Genomic DNA, 17,765 nt, shown 5'->3' on the forward strand with positions numbered 1-17,765 from the left:
CTGGCAGCTCTTTGTTCAGTCCGTGGGCGCAGGGCTTAGTGGCGGTGGCGGTAGCCGCCCTTGGTCAGTTCGTTACCGATCAGCGCACCGGCGGCAGCACCGCCGATGGTGCCCACGGGGCCGCCAAACAGCACGTTGCCCACTGCACCGCCGGCCACGGCACCTGCGCCGATACCGACTTGCTGACGGCTGGGGCCATGGGCGCAGCCGCCCAGTGCCAGGGCGCCGGTCAGTGCGGCTGCCAGAGTCAGGGCCTTGCCATAGCGCATTGTGAATGTCTTCATGTTCGTATTCCTCTCGTCGTGCTAGTTATGGAAAGCGGTCTGGTCTCTGTGCCCACTCCTGCACATGCGGGAGGCTGGAGATGCCGGACTTTGTTGGCCAGGGGCCGATGTCGTGATTTGCAATGCACGGCTTGCGGCGACACATCTCTACTGTGCCAGCAGAAATGGCAAGCTGACGTATTGTTGACGTTTAGTTTTATCAAAACTTGTAACAAACCAGCATTAAAAGGCCGGCCTTGTTGCAGTCTGCAAGCAGCTGTGAGTTTGCTCTCAAAAACATGGCACTACAGCAAAGGGTGGAGCGTCTGCGGGCTTTGGGGGCGCAGTACATTACTGGCCGGCATACGCCGGTATGCCAATCCATTTTTGAGGACCGTGTTTTGGAAATCATTCAGTTTCTGATCGACTTCATCCTGCATATCGACAAGCATCTGGAAGCCTTTGTCGTGGCCTATGGGCCCTGGGTGTATGCCCTGCTGTTCATCATCGTGTTTGTCGAAACCGGTGTGGTGGTCATGCCTTTCCTGCCCGGTGACTCGCTGATGTTCATCGTCGGCGCGCTGTGCGGAGCAGGCTACATGAGCTACCCGTTGGCGGTGGTGGTGCTGCTGGCAGCAGCCATCCTGGGCGACCAGAGCAATTACACGATAGGCCGCTACCTGGGCCCCAAGGTGTTTCAGTGGGAGGACTCGCGCTGGTTCAACCGCAAGGCTTTTGACCAGGCCCACAACTTCTATGAGCGCTATGGCGGCGTGACCATCATTCTTGCGCGCTTCATGCCTTTCATCCGCACCTTTGCACCTTTCGTGGCCGGTGTGGCTCATATGAGCCGCGCCAAGTTCAGCCTGTTCAATGTCGTGGGTGCCGTGCTCTGGGTGGTGGGCATCAGCGCCGCAGGCTACTTCTTCGGCAATATGGAATGGGTGAAGAACAATCTTGAAAAAATCATCTGGGGTCTGATCCTGGTGCCGGGTCTGATCGCCATCTTCGGTGCCTGGCGCGCCGGCAAGGCCGAAAAGGCCAGGACCGCCTGATCCGCGCTCTTGCCAGCGCTTTGCCCCGACCGGAAAAGCGCTGACCCATGAAAAAGCCCCGGCATGCCGGGGCTTCTTTTTTGGCATTCAGATCGCATCGAGGCGTTTATTTGCGCTTGCCTACCTCGTTGCCGATCAGCGCGCCTGCCGCGGCACCGCCTACGGTGCCCAAAGTGGAACCAAACAGTGCATCACCGACCACGCCGCCAGCGACGGCGCCGACACCGGTGCCGATCTGGGCATTGGTGGGCGAGGTGGAGCAGCCTGCCATGGCAAGCGTGAAGGCTGCAGACACGGTGATGGCAAGAGTTCGCAGTTTCATGAGGTCTCTCCTGTACAGCTGCCCTAGAGGCCAGCTTTCATAAGAACATGCCCTGATCTTGAACCTTTTGCCCTGGCTTTCAGGTAGGAGAGAGGGCCAAGCCTGTGTCATTCAGGCTTGGCGACTGTCATCAAGCCGGCTTGTCGGCTGACAGCCAGCACGGTGGTTTTGTGTAAGCACACACTTAAACCGATCGGCTACGCGCCAGGGGCGGGTTGTGGGCGAAGTACTTGCGTATGCCCGTCATCAGCGCATCGGCCAGTTGCTCGCGGTAGGCGGCAGAGGCCAGCTTGGCTTCCTCCTCGGGGTTGCTGATGAAGGCCGTTTCCACCAGCACGCTGGGAATGTCGGGGGCCTTCAGCACGGCAAAGCCGGCCTGCTCCACGCGGGCCTTGTGCAGCTTGGCCATGCTGCCGATCTCGCCCAGCAGCGAAGTGCCCAGCTTGAGGCTGTCCTTGATCTGAGCCGTGGTGCTCATGTCCAGCAGCATGCGCTGCACATGCTGGTCCTGCAGTCCGCCGACGTTCAGGCCGCCCACGAGGTCGGCCTGATTTTCCTTGTTGGCCAGCCAGCGGGCGGCCGTGCTCGATGCGCCGCGTTCGCTGAGCGCAAACACGCTGGCACCGCGCGCTGCCGGGGTGGTGAAGGCATCGGCATGGATGCTGATGAACAGATCGGCCTGGACACGGCGGGCTTTTTCCACGCGTGTGGCCAGGGGCACGAAGAAGTCGGCATCGCGCGTCATGAAGGCGCGCATGGGGCTGCCGCCGATGCGCGAGTTGTTGATGCGCTCGCGCAGCAGATGGGCGACCTTGAGCACCACGTCTTTTTCACGCAGGCCGCTGGGACCGGTGGCGCCGGGGTCTTCGCCGCCATGGCCGGGGTCCAGTGCCACGATGATGATGCGGTCCGTGCTTTGCGAGGTGGCAATATTGGGTGCAGGCCTGGGGGCCGGTGCCGGGCGTGGCGCGGGAGCCGGTGGTGGCGGCACGGGAGCCGGTGCCGGAGCCTGTGCAATTACCGCGGGAGCCGGTGCTGGAGTGCTGGGGCGCTGGTTGTGCTGGGCAATGAGGTCACCCAGGGGGTCGGCCTGGGGCGCTGTGGCAATCGCCGCCGGGGGCGGCGTCGTAATGGCGGGATGGTTCGCAGCCGGCGCGGCGGCCGTGCTGCCGGCATCGCGCAGGCGCTCGCTGATCAGGGCTTCCAGCGGATCCACGGCCTTGGCGGGATAGAGGTCCAGTACCAGCCGGTGCTTGTAGGGAGCAATCGGGGCCAGCGTGAAGACCTGGGGCCTGGCTTCCTGCTTGAGGTCGATCACCAGACGCACCACGCCGGGTGCAAACTGGCCGACGCGGATGCTGGCGATATTGGGGTCGTCGGAGCGGACCTTGGCCACCAGCTCCTTGAGCGCCGGGTTCAGATCCAGGCCCTCGATATCAACGGCCAGGCGCGGCGGGCTGGGCACGAAGACCGGTTTGGCCGTTAGCGGAATATCGGATTCCAGCGTGACGCGCGAGTAGTCGGGTGCGGGCCAGACGCGTACGGCCACGATGCTCGCGCCCTGCGCAATATGTTGGCGACCCAGCAGCAGAACCACGCCGCCTGCCTGCAGCAGATTGCGGCGGGAGAGGCCCGGTCGGGAAGGGCCTGGCGGGGAGAGATCCAGTCGGGGCTGATCGGGAAAAGCCGTGGAGGAAGTTGTTTTGCTCATGCCGTCAATGCTTCAAGCACGGTGCAGCCTGCGGGGGTGCCGGCCTTGAGCGTCACCTGTCGCTGCACATCGTCAATTGCTTCGATATGGATAGCTATATCCGCAACAGGTGTAACCGCTGCAGCCTTTTCAGGCCATTCTGCCAGCTTGAGTCCGGCGCTGGCAAAAATGTCACGAAAACCTGCATCTTCCCATTCGCGCGGATCGTCGAAGCGGTAGAAGTCAAAGTGCCAGATCGAGAGATCGCCGGCCTCATGCGGCTCCACCACGGCATAGGTCGGGCTCTTGATGCGGCCCTGCACGCCCAGGGCGCGCAACCAGTGGCGCACCAGCGTGGTCTTGCCCGCACCCAGGTCGCCATGCAGGGTCACATAGGCGTTGCGCAGCTGAGGCAGGGCGGCCAGTTGCCGGGCGAAGCGCTCGGTTTCCTGTTCGCTTTGCCAGAGTATCTGGCGCTGCGCCAGCGCCGGTGTGGGCTCGCTTCCTACAATTCGGGGTGTATGTTGAGCAGCAGTCAATTGGTTCCTTTGATGCAAGCCTGGGCTCGCGAGCTGGGATTTTCCCAAATCGGCGTGGCGGGTGTGGATTTGTCCTCGGCAGAACCCGGTTTGCTGCAATGGTTGGCGCAAGGGTTTCATGGCGAGATGCATTACATGCAGGCCCATGGTTTGAAACGAGCCCGGCCAGCGGAATTAGTTCCCGGCACGGTGAGCGTGATTACCGCGCGCATGGATTATCTGCCGCGCGAGACCGGGGACGGCTGGCAGGCCGTGGAATGGGATCGGCTCAAGCGTCCCGAAGAAGGCATTGTCTCCATCTACGCCAGAGGCCGTGACTATCACAAGGTGCTGCGCAACCGCCTGCAGAAGCTGGCCGAGCGCATCGCACAGGAAATAGGCCCGTTCGGCCACCGTGCCTTTACCGACTCCGCCCCGGTGCTGGAGGCCGAGCTGGCAAGCCGCAGCGGCCAGGGCTGGCGCGGCAAGCACACCCTGGTGCTGAGCCGCGAGGCCGGATCGATGTTCTTTCTGGGCGAAATCTATGTGGACTTTGCGCTCGAGCCTACGGCCCCGGTCACGGCGCACTGCGGCAGCTGCTCGTCCTGCATCGACGCCTGTCCCACGGGCGCCATCATCGCGCCGCACAAGGTCGATGCGCGGCGCTGCATCTCCTATCTGACCATCGAACATGCGGGAAGCATTCCCGAGGAACTGCGGCCCTTGATGGCCAACCGCATCTATGGCTGCGATGACTGCCAGCTGGCCTGCCCCTGGAACAAGTTTGCCCAGCCCAGCGTCTTGCCTGACTTCGACGCCCGCGCCGCACTGGCCGGCACGCAGCTGGTGCATTTCCTGGCCTGGGATGAAGCCACATTCTTGCGAGTGACCGAGGGCAGTCCCATTCGCCGCATTGGCCATGCGCGCTGGCTGCGCAATGTGGCCGTGGCTCTGGGCAATGCCTGGCGCGAAACCGGCAGGCCCGAACTCAGGGCCGCGCTGCAGAGCCGGGCCGATCATCCCGACCCCATGGTGGCCGAACATGTGGCCTGGGCGCTGGCGCAGCGCGCCTGATTTGTAGTGAAATTGGCCTCTATCACTTATCCAGTAAGCACAAGAAGCTATCAAACTCAAATACCGATCAGCCAGAGCCCGAAGGGCAGGCTGAGCACGCCCAGCATCGTGGACAGCGACACCAGACTGGCCACAAACGAGCCTTCATAGCCCATGCGCACAGCCAGCACATAGCAGGACGAGGCAGTAGGCAGGCTGGAGAACGCCATCAGCGCAATCGCCTGCGGCTGGTTGAGGTGGAACAGCTGAACCATGGCAAAGGCGATCAACGGCTGTATGGCATGGCGTATCAGCAGCAACTCGCTGGCCAGCAGTTTGTTGCTGGCCAGTGCACTGAGCTTGAGGCCGGCGCCGGCGGCCATCAGGCCCAGTGCGATCGAGGCCGCACCGATGCGTGCCACGGGGGCTTCCAGCAAGGCCGGAATTTTCAGTCCGGCGGCATTGAACAGCAGGGCGCTGACGGTGGCGATGATCAGCGGATTGCGCAGCAGATGACCGACAAAATGCTGGTCGCTGCCACGCGTCATGGGCCAGACGGCGGCCACATTGAACAGCGGCACGGATACGCCGATCAGCACCGAGACATAGAGAAGTCCGTCAGGACCCGCCAGGCGCGAAACCAGTGCCAGCGCGATAAAGGAGTTGAAGCGAAACGCCACTTGCGCTGCTCCCGCATAGCCTCGTGCATCGATGCGCCGGCCCAGAAACGGCAGGTGCGGCAGGCTGTAGGTCAGCGCAATGCCCAGCAGGCCTCCCAGCACACCGGCGGCCAGCAATTGGCTGGCGTCGCCCCACTGGATCGGGTTGCGCGTGATGGAGTGAAACAGCAGCACCGGAAACAGCAGATAGTAGACGAGCTGCTCCACGGCTTGCCAGACGCTGCGGTTGATGGGCGTGAAACGGCACAGCACATAGCCCAGCACGATGAGCGCGAAATCGGGAAAAAGCAGTTCGAGGTAGTTCACGGCCTGTAAGCATAGGGCCGGTCATAGGTTTGCTGAGAGAAAGCTGTCGCCAAGTTTCTATGTAGTAGTACTTACTGTTGTCGCTCGGCTCATTCGAGCTGAACTTTGATGCGCTTCAAGGAAATGGTGCGAATCTAGGGTAATTACTGAGAAATCAGGGCTAACAAGAATGTGTCGGGTTTTTTGCGGCACGTACCATCAGCCGTTAATTTCAGAACTCATAAGGAGACCCCTTCATGAATCGTCGTATGTGCGTGGGCCTGACAATGGCTCTGGCAACTGTAGGTTTCTCGACTGGTGTGTTGGCTGAGGCCAACTACCCCACCAAGCCCATCAAGCTGCTGGTGCCCTTTGCCGCAGGCGGCACGACCGACATCATTGCGCGTGTGATCGCCGAGCCGCTGAGCAAGGAACTGGGTCAGTCCGTGGTGGTGGACAACAAGGGCGGTGGCGGCGGCGTCATCGGTGCGCAGGAAACCGCGCGCCAGAAGCCCGACGGCTACAACCTGGGCATTTCCACGCTGTCGACCATGGCCACCAATCCGGCCATCAACCCCAAGACTCCCTACAACCCGCTGACGGACTTCACGCCCATCATCAATATTGCGGCCACGCCCAATGTGATCGCCGTGAACCCCAAGTTCCCCGGCGCGGCTAACTACAAGGCTTTCGAGGCCGAACTCAAGGCCAATCCCGGCAAGTACTCCTATGGCTCGTCCGGTACGGGCGGCATCCAGCACATGCTGATGGAGCTGTACAAGTCGCTGACCGGCATCCAGATGACCCATGTGCCTTATCGCGGCGCGGGCCCGGCCCTGAACGACGCGGTTGCCGGCCAGATCCCCATGATTCTGGACAACCTGCCTTCGGCGCTGCCCTTCATCAAGGACAACCGCCTCAAGGCCATCGCCGTGGCAGCTCCCCAGCGTCTGGCTGTTCTGCCTGACGTGCCTACCTTCAAGGAAGTGGGTCTGCCCCAGGTCAATCGCATGGCTTCCTACGGCATTCTGGGCCCCAAGGGCATGGACAAGGCCACTGTCGACAAGATCAATGCCGCCGTGAAGAAGGTATTGCAGGACCCCGCGGTCAAGAAGCGCATCGAAGACACCGGTTCGCTGGTGGTGGGCAACTCTCCTCAGGAATTCGCCAAGGAACTGAAGGAAGAGTTCGAAACCTACAAGCAGGTCGTGGCCAAGCAGAAGCTGACACTGGACTAAGCAGCTGATCTGCTGCCGATGCAGTAGCGGATACCGCAAGCCCGAATGGCCTTTGAGGCCATTCGGGCTTTGTTTTTATATGCGAGGGCCGAGACAGGGCGATGAGGTGGGCTGATTTCGGCCCTGAGCAGCCAATCGATACACAAAAACAAGGCCAGGTGAGGGTGAATAAGCCAAAGAAGCATCAATGTGCTCATTGTCCAAGGCGTTGAGCACGATTTGTCGGGTGCTTCGCGTCAGATCCTTTATCCAGTCATCGGAGGTGTGCATGACAAGTGAACAAAAGATCAAAGGACCCGCGTCCTACTTTCCTTCCATCGAGAAGACCTATGGAAAGCCGGTCACGCACTGGCTCAAGATTCTCGATGAGCTGCGCGATAAAAAACATATGGAGCAGGTCGCACATCTCAAACTCGAGCACGGCATCGGTCATGGACATGCGAACGCGCTTGTTGCATACCATAGGGCACAGCCCGGCGCTTATTAGATGATTCAGGCCGATGCCGCTTCACTTGCGTGTCGTATGGCCATGCAGTGCATATGCCGAAAAACCGGGCTTCCATCCCTGCCTACCGTTCCGTTGAGTGCCAATCCAATATGGACTGCAAGCGCCTGATGCGGACTGAGTACCGCTGCCGTCTGCATGGCATGAGGTTTCCATATCCATCCGAGCCATGAAATCCAAGAGGGTGCTGCGTGAAGCGTTACGGTTCTGGCCATCGCGGATGGCGATTTCAGATGGGAAGCTAGTGGCTGGCGATGGCGGTCTGTTTCCGCAGCTGTCCGGGCTGCTGGAGCTTGCACAAGCTCATGCCAAGGCGTGGAGCGAGGCGCATCAGCTGATGGTCTGGGGGGGGCTCTGTGCCCTGCACAAAGATGCGGTCACGAGCGTCAAAGCGGGCCAAGGCGGGATTACAAAATCGGATCTCGATATGAGGTATCTGCGCCAGAAGTACCAGCAGAGCCTGTTCGCCAGCGGCAGTCACTACCCGCGCCAGATGCTGCGTGCATATCGGCACGAGCTGGAGAGCCGGTCGGGATCCAGGCAGTCTCTCAAGCCGGCTCAGATCGGCAAGCTGTCGCTTGTGGCTCGGCTTCAACATTGAGTGCCCGTTTCTGGTCGGCCCAAGCGGCGGCTCATGGCCGTTTGCGCCACGGCAGGCGAAGTGGATGGGCTAAAGCTGGGTGAGCTCGATAGTGTCGTTGAGCCCGAGCGCCTCATCGAGGAGGCTTTGCAACGCTAAGGCCGCGACAGTGCGATCCGCCAGGTGGTCGATGAAATAGAAACCGTCCGGCTCTATCGCGTAGCTGTAAGCCTCGCCCATCACTTCTGGATTGTTCGGGTTTGGCAACCTTCCAAGCAGCGCAGTGGGGTCGTAATTGCTGGGCACGACGAATTTGATTTTGTACTCTCGTCCCATGTCTCCCAATCCGTCTTCAGTCTGAGTTTGTCCTCCCTGAGCTTACTCCACGGCCAACTTCGAGCATGGATTGCCTCTGGCCCGCGATCTGACCAGTAGCGCCATATCGCATTGGCCTGCCGTCAAACCTGCACGGCCTTCACCAGCGTGTACGCTAGCCCCATGTCCGACGCCCCCAAAAAAGCCCGCAAACCGCAGATTCCCGATGACTGGCCGCAGCCCTTGCCGCAGAGCCAGCATGCGCTCGATCAGTTCATCGATGCCCTGTTGCTGGAGGACGGGCTTTCGCGCAATACCTTGTCCGCTTACCGGCGTGACCTGACGGCGACTGCGCGCTGGCTGGCGCGGCTGCAGCCGCCCAAGGCGCTGGATGCTGCGCTGGAAGGCGATCTGCAGGGCTATTTCACGGCCCGTGTGGAGGGCACCAAGGCCACCTCCTCGAACCGTAGGCTGACGGTGTTGCGTCGCTATTTTCACTGGGCGCTGCGTGAAAAGCGCATCGCTGCCGACCCCACGGTGCGCATGCTGGCGGCCAAACAGCCGCCGCGCATGCCCAAGACCCTGACCCAGGAGCAGGTGGAGGCCCTGCTCGATGCGCCCGATGTGGACAGCCCGCTGGGCTTGCGCGATCGCGCCATGCTGGAGCTGATGTATGCCAGCGGTCTGCGCGTCAGCGAACTGGTGGGCGTGTGCATGCATGAGCTGGACCTGCGCTCGGGCGTGCTGCGCGTGACGGGCAAGGGGCGCAAGGAGCGGCTGGTGCCGTTCGGCCAGGAGGCGCAGCACTGGCTGGAGCGCTATCTGCAGCAGGCGCGTGCCGTGATTTTGGGGGGGCAGCAGACCGAGGAGGTGTTTGTGACCCAGCGCGGTGCGGGCATGAGCCGCGTGATGTTCTGGGTCATCGTCAAGAAATGCGCGCAGATTGCAGGTGTGAACTCGCCGCTGTCGCCACATACGCTGCGCCATGCGTTTGCCACCCATTTGCTCAACCATGGCGCCGACCTTCGCGTGGTGCAGATGCTGCTGGGGCATGCCGATATCTCCACCACCACCATCTACACCCATGTGGCGCGTGAGCGGCTCAAGGCCCTGCATGCCGAGCATCACCCGCGCGGCTGAGCCGCTGCCTAGGCTGTCGCGCTGCCGAGCTGCAGGTGGTAGAGCCCCCAGACGGCGGCAGGAAAGCGCTGCTTGACGGGCAACTGGCCGAGCTCCGGAATCTGATGGGCTGCAAAAATGGCCCAGAGCGGGCCCACGCCGCCCATGGCCAACGGCACGCCGTCCAGCTGGGTGGCGATCAGCATGCGCCAGCGCACGGCCTGGGCCAGCGGCATCTGGCTGCGATAGCCGTCTATGCCCTGCAAAGTCAGTTGCAGGCCGCGCGCCATGGCCTGGCCTACATCCACGCCGGCGGCTTGCAGCACCTGCTCCAGCAGCGGGCCTTGCAGGTTGTGTTCGGCTTCGTCGTATTCAAGCGTGGTCCTGAGCGTCTGCTGCTCCAGGCTGTTGAGCGCATCCATGCCGCAGGACCAGGCTGCATCGAACAGATAGCCATGGATGATCAGCATGCGGTCCGCCACGGCCTGCGGCTTGCCGCGATTGGCCTGCACACCGGGGCCGCTGATGGTGAGCACTGCGGGTTGCAGGCCATCGAGCACACAGGTGCGGGAGGCCTTGCGTGTGGCCGCAGCGGGCAGAGCCATGGCGCCCAGTGCAGCGCCCGCAGCACCGCTTCGCAGCAAGATGGAGCGACGTGATAGAGGTTGTTTTTCTGCCATGGGGCGCTTTCTTTGTGGAGATTGCTGCAGTCTAGCGGCAAGCCTTGCGGGCGTCATTGCGACACGTCGATGAAGATGTTGGCCGGTTGGAGTGTTGGTCTATTTGAATGTTTGAAGTTTTATTTTGATGTTTTCTGTCAAATGAATTGACGAATCGTCGTCCAAATCAACCGGGGAATTCACTTTGGTCAAAAATGCAGGTCTTGATTTTTGGATTTCGAGTGATGACTAACTTTCTGCGTCGCAGCATGCTGACCTGTGCCCTGGCAGCCGTGCTGCCTGCCACCTTGTCCCTGAATGTCCAGGCGGCCGACAAAGCCGACGCGGCTGGCTGGCCCAGCCGTCCCATTCGTCTGGTGGTGTCCTACCCTGCCGGTGGTGTCAGCGATGTGGTGGCCCGTGCACTGGGTGAAAAGCTGTCGCAGTCGCTGGGTCAGTCGGTGGTGATCGACAACAAGGCCGGTGCGGGTGGCGCGATTGGCCTGGATCAGGTCGCCAAGTCCAACCCCGATGGCTATACGCTGGGCTTTTCGTCCATCAGCCCGCTGACACTGAGCCCTCATCTGGGCAAGCCGCTGTTCGATCCGCACAAGGATATTGTTCCCGTGGTCAGCGTGATGTACTCGCCCGTGCTGCTGCTGGGAACGACCCGTCTGGCAGCCAAGAGCTTTCCCGAGCTGATGACCCAGGCCAAGGCCCACCCCGGCGATGTGCGCTGGGCCACGGCCGGTCTGGCGTCGCTGGGCCACATCATGCTCGAGCAGATTGCCGACCAGGGCAAGGTGCAGATCACCCATGTGCCTTACAAGGGCGGCGGCCAGCAGCTCAATGACGGCCTGAGTGCACAGTTCGAGGTGTTGTCCACGAATGCCGGCCCGGCCGTGATGCAGCACATCAAGGCCGGCAAGTTCAAGGCCCTGGCCGTGGGTGCTCCGGCGCGTCTGGACTCGCTGCCCCAGGTGCCCACGCTGGCCGAGCTGGGTTACAAGAACGCCAACACCACATCGGTCTTCGGCATCTTCGCTCCCGCCGGTGTGCCTGCCCCCGTGCTGGCTCGCCTGAATGCTGAGGTGAACAAGGCGCTGGCGCTGCCCGAGATCCGTCAGCGCCTGGAAGCCACGGACAATGTGCCTACCGGAGGCAAGGCAGCGGACTTTGCCAAGCAGATCGAGGCAGAGTCCAGGTCCAACGCCCAGATCATCAAGGCTGCAGGTATCCAGACCAACTGATCGGGACTTTCTTGAATGAAAAAGGGCTTGCGGTCACATCGGCCGCAAGCCCTTTTTCGTTGTGCGCAGCAAGCGCACTGACTGGTCGCGAAGCGGATTGGCTCAGATCACTTCGCTGGCCAGGTTGTCGGCCCAGCTCAGTGCCTGCAGATGGGCCCAGTTGACCTGGTGGTTGGACAGCTGCAGCGCATTGGCGGCGCGGGCAAAAGCCACTTCGTCGCCCGACTCGCAGGCGCGCGTCAGATCCAGGAAGGGCGCAAAAACGCCTTGGTTATGTACCAGTGCGTCAACCACGGACTGGGGCAGGGCCACGGATTCAAGGGCCTTGGCCATGGGCTGGCTCAGCATCACATCGAGCAGCGAGAAAACGCCCACGACGAAGGCGTGGTCGCATTCCTCGGGCGGCAGCAGCTCGGCGGTCAGCAGCTCCATCAGGCGGCCGCGCACCACGGCCGTCTGGCCCACAGCCGGCGGTGTGCCGCCGGCGCGTGAGGTGGTCAGCAGCAGGGCCGCCCAGCGGAACAGCTTCTTGAGGCCCAGAATCATCACCGCATGGCGGAAGGAGGTGATCTCGCAGGACAGGCCGAAGCCCGAGCTGTTGATGAAGCGCAACAGATTGAAGGACAGCGTGGGGTCCTTCTTGAGCAGCTCTTCGATCTCCTCGGTGCTGGCCTGCTGGCGCACCAGGTTGATGAGCTGGATGATGGTGGTCTGCGTGGGGCGGATGGTACGCGCCTGCACGAGCTGGGGCTGGGCGAACCAGTAGCCCTGGAACAGCTTCACCCCAAGGCTCCGCATATGCTCGAACTGCTCGGCTGTTTCGACCTTCTCGGCCACGATCTGGGCGCGTGTGTAGGTCTGGGCAAACTTCACCAGCTTTTCGGCATGCTCGATTCCGAAGCTCTGCATGTCCAGCTTGACGAAGGAGGCCATGGGCAGCCATGACGCATAGTTGCGGCGCAGCAGGTTCTGGTCGAAAGCCAGGCGAAAGCCACGCTGGCGCAGGGCCGCAAATGTGGGCAGGCAGGCTTCGATGTTTTCCTGCGTGGCATCGGCAGGCAGGGCCGGCACTTCCAGTACCACACGGTCGGGGTGAATCAGCTCCAGGTGGCCGCCGCTCAGGCTGTCATGGGTGCAGTTGATGAAAACCGTCTTTTTGCCCACCAGCGCTTCGGCACCGGCGTAGGACAGTGCATTGAACAGCAGCGCCGCATCGGAGGCCGCTGTGTGTGCGTTATGTGCAACCGAGCGGTCAAACAGCTCGTAGCCATACACATCCCGTTTTTCATCGACGATTGCCTGACGCGCAATGCTGGCCATATTGGCCTCGTCCCTGTCTGCAACGGGGCTGGCGGTCGGTGAAGAGGAGTTGGTGTCAGAGGTATCCATGTCGGTTATCGCTTGGGTGTGGGGCAGAAGCGCTGTCAGTCGGACAGACACTCCGTCCATCTCAAAGCCTGCAGATGAGCGTGATTGATGTCCCCGTGCTCCAGCTCCAGGCTGCAGGCACTGCGGTCGAATTGTTCCTGGTCATGACTCTCGCAGGCCTTGGTGAGCATCAGCAGCTCGCCCAGAATGCCTTCATGATGCAGCAGCGCGGCGGAGACCGACTCGGACACCGGAATCAGCGCCAGCGCTGCAGGCAAAGGCATGCCCAGCATGCGGTCCAGCATGGAGAACATGCCGCAGATAAAGGCCAGATCTGCGTCGGTGTCCGTCAGCGAGTGCTTGGCCAGCAGCTCCATCAGACGGCCGCGAATCACGGCGGTCTGGCCTACGGCCGGTGGGGGGCCGCCTTCACGGGCGGCCGTCAGCAGCATGGCAGCCCAGCGAAACAGCTTGTTCAGGCCGAGCAGCATCACGGCCTGCTTGAAAGAGGTGATCTTGCGATGGGCGCCAAAGCTGGCCGAGTTGATGAGGCGCAGCAGGTTGAAGGCCAGGGCGGCGTCCTTTTTGAGAACTTCCTCGATCGCATCGGTGCTGGCCTGCTCGCGTACCAGCGTCAGCAACTGGATGATGCTTTGCTGCGTCGGGGTCAGAAGGCGGGTCTGCATCACCGTGGGGCGGGCAAACCAGAAACCCTGGAAAAGCTCTATGCCCAGGCGCTGGCCCAGCTCATGCTGGTGGGCACTTTCGACTTTTTCGGCGATCAACTCGGCGCGGGTGTGGCGGCTGGCGAACTTGACCAGCACCGTAAGCTGGTCCGGTGCCAGCGTGGAGAGGTCTAGCTTGATGTAGTCGGCCAGCGGCAGCCAGGCCGAATACACGGACTCCAGTACCGTGTGGTTGAAGGCCAGATGAAAGCCCTGGTCCTTGAGTGCCAGCAAGGTGGGCAGGCGGGCTGCCACCTCATGCACGGCGGCATGGCCCAGAGGGGGGATCTCCAGCACCACCTTGTCGGCCGGCAGCAGCTCCAGGTGCTCGCCGGTCAGGCCTTCGTGAGTGCAGTTCACGAACATGAGCTTGGTGCCGACCAGATCTTCCTCTCCAGCATGCGTGAGGGCCGCAAAGATCAGCGTCGCGTCTGAGGCCATGGTGTGACCATAAGGCGAGCGCGAGCGGTTGAACAGCTCGTAACCAATGATTTGCTGCAACCCGTTGACGATGGGCTGGCGTGCAATCATGCCTTTGGACAGGTTGCGCGGCGAGGCGAATGCCTGGTCCTCTATGGTTTGTTCACTCATTGCTGCATGACGTCTGTGTGGGAAATGGTTGGCTGGGCCGGTTATTGTAAGAACGAGCCGATCATAGTGTCAGCTTCGTGCGTTCAGGCCGTTTGTGCCAACAACTTCGGCTCGCGGGCCTTGCTTGCCGGTGGTTCTTGATTCGAGTCAAGAAAAAATACCTAAATCTGTTGCAGCCAGGCGATCTCGGTCGCGGTGAAGCCTGCGGCGCGGCGTGCCTTCTCATTGAAGGGCGGGCGCAGGCGCGGCGCTTCATGGCGCTGTGTCAGCTCCAGGTACAACGACTCGGGGTCCAGGCCGTTTTTCTCGCACAGCCAGCGATACCAGTGGTTGCCTATGGCCACATGACCCACTTCCTCGCGCAGGATGATGTCCAGAATGTCGCAGGCCGCCAGCGCATCGGTCGCGTGGGTGTTGCGCAGCTTGTTCTGGATCTGCGGCGTGGCGTCCAGGCCGCGCGCCTCCAGCGTTCTGGGTACCAGGGCCATGCGGGCCACGATGTCGCCTGCCGTTTTCTCGCACATGGTCCACAGGCCCTGGTGGGCCGGATGGTCGCCATAGTCCTGACCATGATGCTGGCGCAGATGATCGCGTAGCAGGCGGAAATGCTTGGCTTCCTCTGCAGCCACCTGAAGCCAGTCGTGGTAGTACTGCCCGGGCATGCCGTCAAAGCGCCAGATGGCGTCCAGTGCGAGGTTGATGGCATTGAACTCTATATGTGCAATGGCATGGATGAGCACGGCCCTGCCTTCGAGGGTGGCCGGCGAGCGGCGCGCCACGGCGGTGTGGTGCTTGAGCTCGGGCCGGGCCGGGCGACCGGGCAGCTCGGATTCGGGGATGCGCAGTGTCGGTGCTGTTTCTGCTATCGAATAGAGAGCTTTTTGTGTATGCAGATCAATGGCTGCAGCAGCTTTTTTCTCTGGGTCTGCAAGACACAAGACCTCTAGCGCGCGATGACGTAACTCCATCCCTACAATTCTAGGTTCTATAAAGAAGCAACCCACAGGGGAGACAAGCAGATGGCAATTTACGAACTCGACGGCGTTGCGCCGCAGATCGACGAAAGCGCCTGGGTGGCCGACAGCGCCGAGGTCATGGGCCGCGTCAAGCTGGACAAGGACGCCAGCGTCTGGTTTGGAACGGTCATCCGCGGGGATACCGAAAACATCAGCATCGGCGCGGGCTCCAACATCCAGGATGCCAGCGTGCTGCATGCCGATTTCGGCAAACCGCTTACGGTGGGTTGCAATGTGACGGTTGGCCACCAAGTAATGCTGCATGGCTGCACGATTGGCGATGGCTCGCTCATCGGCATCGGTGCAGTGGTGCTCAACGGCGCCAGGATAGGCAGGAACTGCCTGGTGGGCGCAGGCTCGCTGGTGACCGAGGGCAAGGAATTTCCCGACGGCTCCATGATCCTCGGCAGCCCCGCCAAGGTCGTGCGCGAGCTATCGCCCGAGCAGATCGAAGGTCTGCGCCAGAGCGCCAGGAACTATGTTGAAAATGCTCGCCGCTTCAAGCGCGGCTTGCGCAAGCTGGGCTGAGGGCCCAGCTCTTTACCGGAATCGATTAGCGTGTCTGAACTGCATAAATTCATTTTTGACGGCCTGCCCGTGCGTGGTGCCATTGTTCGCCTGACTGACTCCTGGCAGGAAATCCTGCAGCGCCGTGCCGGCAACAAGGATACCGGCGCCTATCCCGAGGCCGTCAGCACCTTGCTCGGCGAGATGACGGCGGCTGGCGTGCTCATGCAGTCCAATATCAAGTTCAATGGCGCGCTGGTATTCCAGGTCATGGGCGACGGCCCCGTCAAACTGGCTGTGGCCGAAGTGCAGTCGGACCTGAGCCTGCGTGCCACGGCATCGTTGGTGGGAGAGGCCAGTCTGCCCCTGCGCGGCCAGTTGGCCCCGCTGGCAGAATTGGTCAACGCCCATGGCGCGGGCCGCTGCGCCGTCACGCTGGACCCCAAGGACCGCCAGCCCGGCCAGAACCCCTATCAGGGCGTGGTGCCGCTCAACGATGGCGCTGGCGGTCGCTTCGAGCGTCTGTCGGATGCGCTGCAGTTCTACATGATGCAGTCCGAGCAACTCGACACCGTGATGGTGCTGGCTGCCAATGACCAGATCGCTGCCGGTCTGATGCTGCAGCGCATGCCTGTGAAGGGCGAGGCGAATCTGGCCGCGGCCACCGAAAGCGGGGAGGCCGAGCATGACGCCCAGGGCCTGAACGAGGAGTACAACCGCATTGCCACGCTGGCCTCCAGCCTGACGCAGCAAGAGCTGTTGACGCTGGATGTGGAGACCATTTTGCGGCGCCTGTTCTGGGAAGAGAAGCTGCTGCGCTTCGCTCCGCAGGCCGACGAGCAGGCCCCGCGTTTCGCCTGCACCTGCAGCCGTGACCGTGTGGCCGCCATGCTGACCTCGCTGGGCGAGGAAGAGGTGGATTCCATCGTGGCCGAGCGTGGCAAGATCGAGGTGGGCTGCGACTTCTGCGGCCAGCAATACCAGTTCGACGCCATCGATGCGGCGCGTCTGTTCACCGAAGTGCAAAAGCAGCCGCCCAGCTCCAGCTCGGTGCAGTAACTGAACAGTCTGCTCGCGGCTATGGAGCTCTGATGGCGGTGGAGACACCCTGCAAGAGCCCAGGCCGGGCAGCGCAGGTGTCTTCCAGCCCGGAAAAGACAGGGAGAAGGCACGAGGCGCCTCAGGGGGCGCTTTTCAAGGCCTCGAACAGTGCCAGCTCGCACTCGGGATCGCCGCATTGCTCGCAGGCTTTGCGGCGTATTTTCTGACTGGAACTCCATGGATTTTTGCTTGAAATCCAATCCCAGTCTGCGGCCGGTTCCATGAATTTCAGAGAGGCAGCCAGTTGCTGCCATTGGGCAGACGGTCTGCCGTACAGCATCACATAGTTCTGCGAGCGTGCTTCCAGCAGTGCGCGCCATTGGCCGATCTGCTGCGCGATGGCGGGGTCCGGGTCGGCATCGCGCCAGTCCTGGCCCAGCACATAGACCAGGGCATCGGCCGGCCATTCATCGCCGCTCGCGGGGGCCAGGCATTGCCAGGGCGTGGCATGGCCCGCATCCAGACGGGCCCGCAGCAAGCCATGCGCCATGCCGCGAGCCAGTGCATGAGGCGCACCCAGCAGCACCAGCGTGGGCGCAGGAACAGCAAAGCCAGCGCGGGGCTGGCTTTGATGCAGAGCGGGTGCCGGGTCAGCGCTTGGAAACCTGAATATAGATTTCATTGGGTTTGACCATGCCCAGCTCGTAACGGGCCTTTTCTTCCACGGTGGACAGGCCGTCCTTGAGGTCATTGACCTCGGATTGCAGCCTGTCGTTTTCCGATTTTTCTAGGGCATTGGCCGCGTATTGATCCTTGATTTGCTGCTGCAGCTCGTGCACATAGGCCATGCTGCCATTGCCCAGCCAGAGCTGGGCATGAATGGCGGTCAGCAAGACCAGCAAAGTGACGCAGACGACGCGGTTGACCATAGAAAAGGTGGCTTAAAAGTAGCTTGTTAGCAAGAGACACCGGACAAGGGCCGCCC

Annotated in this window: 21 protein-coding genes; 9 read left to right on the top strand and 12 right to left on the bottom strand. The window is 61.8% G+C overall.

What is annotated here, in order from left to right; all coding sequences use genetic code 11:
- Positions 1-35: 35 nt before the first annotated feature.
- A complete protein-coding gene (locus tag JAO85_RS05235) occupies positions 36-284 on the bottom strand; it encodes a hypothetical protein (RefSeq protein ID WP_003064462.1) in 249 nt (82 codons plus the stop codon).
- Between the two features lie 380 nt (positions 285-664).
- Between JAO85_RS05235 and JAO85_RS05240 the strand changes: the two genes are divergently transcribed.
- Positions 665-1,318: a DedA family protein gene (locus tag JAO85_RS05240; RefSeq protein ID WP_003064464.1), complete on the top strand. Its 654-nt coding sequence runs from the start codon at positions 665-667 to the stop codon at positions 1,316-1,318.
- A 106-nt stretch (positions 1,319-1,424) separates the two neighbouring features.
- Here the strand turns inward: JAO85_RS05240 and JAO85_RS05245 are convergent, their stop codons facing one another.
- The 3 genes from JAO85_RS05245 to tsaE form a co-directional block, all read right to left on the bottom strand.
- Positions 1,425-1,640 (bottom strand): glycine zipper 2TM domain-containing protein, encoded by a 216-nt coding sequence (locus JAO85_RS05245; RefSeq protein ID WP_003064466.1) that lies wholly within the window; start codon positions 1,638-1,640, stop codon positions 1,425-1,427.
- A 184-nt stretch (positions 1,641-1,824) separates the two neighbouring features.
- Positions 1,825-3,351: an N-acetylmuramoyl-L-alanine amidase gene (locus JAO85_RS05250; RefSeq protein WP_012837345.1), complete on the bottom strand. Its 1,527-nt coding sequence runs from the start codon at positions 3,349-3,351 to the stop codon at positions 1,825-1,827.
- On the bottom strand, positions 3,348-3,869 hold the full coding sequence (tsaE, locus tag JAO85_RS05255; RefSeq protein ID WP_003064470.1) for a tRNA (adenosine(37)-N6)-threonylcarbamoyltransferase complex ATPase subunit type 1 TsaE: 522 nt from the start codon (positions 3,867-3,869) through the stop codon (positions 3,348-3,350). The genes JAO85_RS05250 and tsaE overlap by 4 nt, the downstream gene beginning before the upstream one ends.
- Positions 3,870-3,881: 12 nt before the next feature.
- Between tsaE and queG the strand changes: the two genes are divergently transcribed.
- Positions 3,882-4,922, top strand: a complete 1,041-nt coding sequence (gene queG / locus JAO85_RS05260; protein ID WP_202787621.1) for a tRNA epoxyqueuosine(34) reductase QueG — start codon at positions 3,882-3,884, stop codon at positions 4,920-4,922.
- A gap of 56 nt (positions 4,923-4,978) precedes the next feature.
- Here the strand turns inward: queG and JAO85_RS05265 are convergent, their stop codons facing one another.
- Positions 4,979-5,887, bottom strand: coding sequence for an AEC family transporter (locus JAO85_RS05265; protein ID WP_063661494.1), 909 nt, complete (start codon positions 5,885-5,887; stop codon positions 4,979-4,981).
- A 236-nt stretch (positions 5,888-6,123) separates the two neighbouring features.
- Between JAO85_RS05265 and JAO85_RS05270 the strand changes: the two genes are divergently transcribed.
- From JAO85_RS05270 to JAO85_RS05280, 3 genes are all read left to right on the top strand, one after another.
- The gene (locus tag JAO85_RS05270; protein ID WP_202787622.1) at positions 6,124-7,104 is read left to right on the top strand and encodes a tripartite tricarboxylate transporter substrate binding protein BugE; all 981 of its coding nucleotides are present in this window, start codon (positions 6,124-6,126) and stop codon (positions 7,102-7,104) included.
- A 268-nt stretch (positions 7,105-7,372) separates the two neighbouring features.
- On the top strand, positions 7,373-7,591 hold the full coding sequence (locus JAO85_RS05275; RefSeq protein WP_080771286.1) for a DUF4287 domain-containing protein: 219 nt from the start codon (positions 7,373-7,375) through the stop codon (positions 7,589-7,591).
- Between the two features lie 187 nt (positions 7,592-7,778).
- On the top strand, positions 7,779-8,210 hold the full coding sequence (locus JAO85_RS05280; protein WP_237734726.1) for a hypothetical protein: 432 nt from the start codon (positions 7,779-7,781) through the stop codon (positions 8,208-8,210).
- Positions 8,211-8,279: 69 nt separating this feature from the next.
- On the opposite strand, the gene JAO85_RS05285 is transcribed toward JAO85_RS05280, so the two are convergent.
- A complete protein-coding gene (locus JAO85_RS05285) occupies positions 8,280-8,525 on the bottom strand; it encodes a hypothetical protein (protein WP_202787623.1) in 246 nt (81 codons plus the stop codon).
- Positions 8,526-8,687: 162 nt separating this feature from the next.
- Between JAO85_RS05285 and xerD the strand changes: the two genes are divergently transcribed.
- On the top strand, positions 8,688-9,644 hold the full coding sequence (gene xerD / locus JAO85_RS05290; protein ID WP_052263687.1) for a site-specific tyrosine recombinase XerD: 957 nt from the start codon (positions 8,688-8,690) through the stop codon (positions 9,642-9,644).
- An 8-nt stretch (positions 9,645-9,652) separates the two neighbouring features.
- On the opposite strand, the gene JAO85_RS05295 is transcribed toward xerD, so the two are convergent.
- Positions 9,653-10,303, bottom strand: coding sequence for a twin-arginine translocation pathway signal (locus tag JAO85_RS05295; RefSeq protein ID WP_003064486.1), 651 nt, complete (start codon positions 10,301-10,303; stop codon positions 9,653-9,655).
- Positions 10,304-10,527: 224 nt separating this feature from the next.
- Here JAO85_RS05295 and JAO85_RS05300 point away from each other — a divergent pair, with 224 nt between their 5' ends.
- A complete protein-coding gene (locus JAO85_RS05300) occupies positions 10,528-11,532 on the top strand; it encodes a tripartite tricarboxylate transporter substrate binding protein (RefSeq protein ID WP_039049971.1) in 1,005 nt (334 codons plus the stop codon).
- A gap of 102 nt (positions 11,533-11,634) precedes the next feature.
- Here the strand turns inward: JAO85_RS05300 and JAO85_RS05305 are convergent, their stop codons facing one another.
- The 3 genes from JAO85_RS05305 to JAO85_RS05315 form a co-directional block, all read right to left on the bottom strand.
- Entirely contained in the window at positions 11,635-12,921 is a 1,287-nt protein-coding gene (locus JAO85_RS05305; protein WP_202787624.1) for an EAL and HDOD domain-containing protein, read from the bottom strand.
- A gap of 35 nt (positions 12,922-12,956) precedes the next feature.
- Positions 12,957-14,216 (bottom strand): EAL and HDOD domain-containing protein, encoded by a 1,260-nt coding sequence (locus JAO85_RS05310; protein WP_202787625.1) that lies wholly within the window; start codon positions 14,214-14,216, stop codon positions 12,957-12,959.
- A 161-nt stretch (positions 14,217-14,377) separates the two neighbouring features.
- Complete coding sequence (locus JAO85_RS05315; RefSeq protein ID WP_039049910.1) at positions 14,378-15,184, bottom strand: ferritin-like domain-containing protein; 807 nt, start codon at positions 15,182-15,184, stop codon at positions 14,378-14,380.
- Between the two features lie 51 nt (positions 15,185-15,235).
- On the opposite strand from JAO85_RS05315, the gene JAO85_RS05320 reads away from it, so the two are divergent.
- Entirely contained in the window at positions 15,236-15,760 is a 525-nt protein-coding gene (locus tag JAO85_RS05320; RefSeq protein WP_003064497.1) for a gamma carbonic anhydrase family protein, read from the top strand.
- 30 nt (positions 15,761-15,790) lie between these two features.
- Positions 15,791-16,798 carry an Hsp33 family molecular chaperone HslO gene (locus JAO85_RS05325; RefSeq protein WP_003064499.1) on the top strand — a complete coding sequence of 336 codons (1,008 nt, stop codon included), beginning with the start codon at positions 15,791-15,793 and terminating at the stop codon, positions 16,796-16,798.
- Positions 16,799-16,919: 121 nt separating this feature from the next.
- On the opposite strand, the gene JAO85_RS05330 is transcribed toward JAO85_RS05325, so the two are convergent.
- Both JAO85_RS05330 and JAO85_RS05335 read right to left on the bottom strand, forming a co-directional pair.
- Positions 16,920-17,462 carry a hypothetical protein gene (locus JAO85_RS05330; RefSeq protein WP_177340988.1) on the bottom strand — a complete coding sequence of 181 codons (543 nt, stop codon included), beginning with the start codon at positions 17,460-17,462 and terminating at the stop codon, positions 16,920-16,922.
- On the bottom strand, positions 17,431-17,709 hold the full coding sequence (locus JAO85_RS05335; protein ID WP_003064503.1) for a septum formation initiator family protein: 279 nt from the start codon (positions 17,707-17,709) through the stop codon (positions 17,431-17,433). Before JAO85_RS05335 ends, JAO85_RS05330 begins: the two co-directional genes overlap by 32 nt.
- Between the last annotated feature and the right edge of the window lie 56 nt (positions 17,710-17,765).

This window comes from Comamonas sp. NyZ500, assembly GCF_016772095.1.
In the GTDB taxonomy this organism is placed as follows: domain Bacteria; phylum Pseudomonadota; class Gammaproteobacteria; order Burkholderiales; family Burkholderiaceae_C; genus Comamonas; species Comamonas thiooxydans.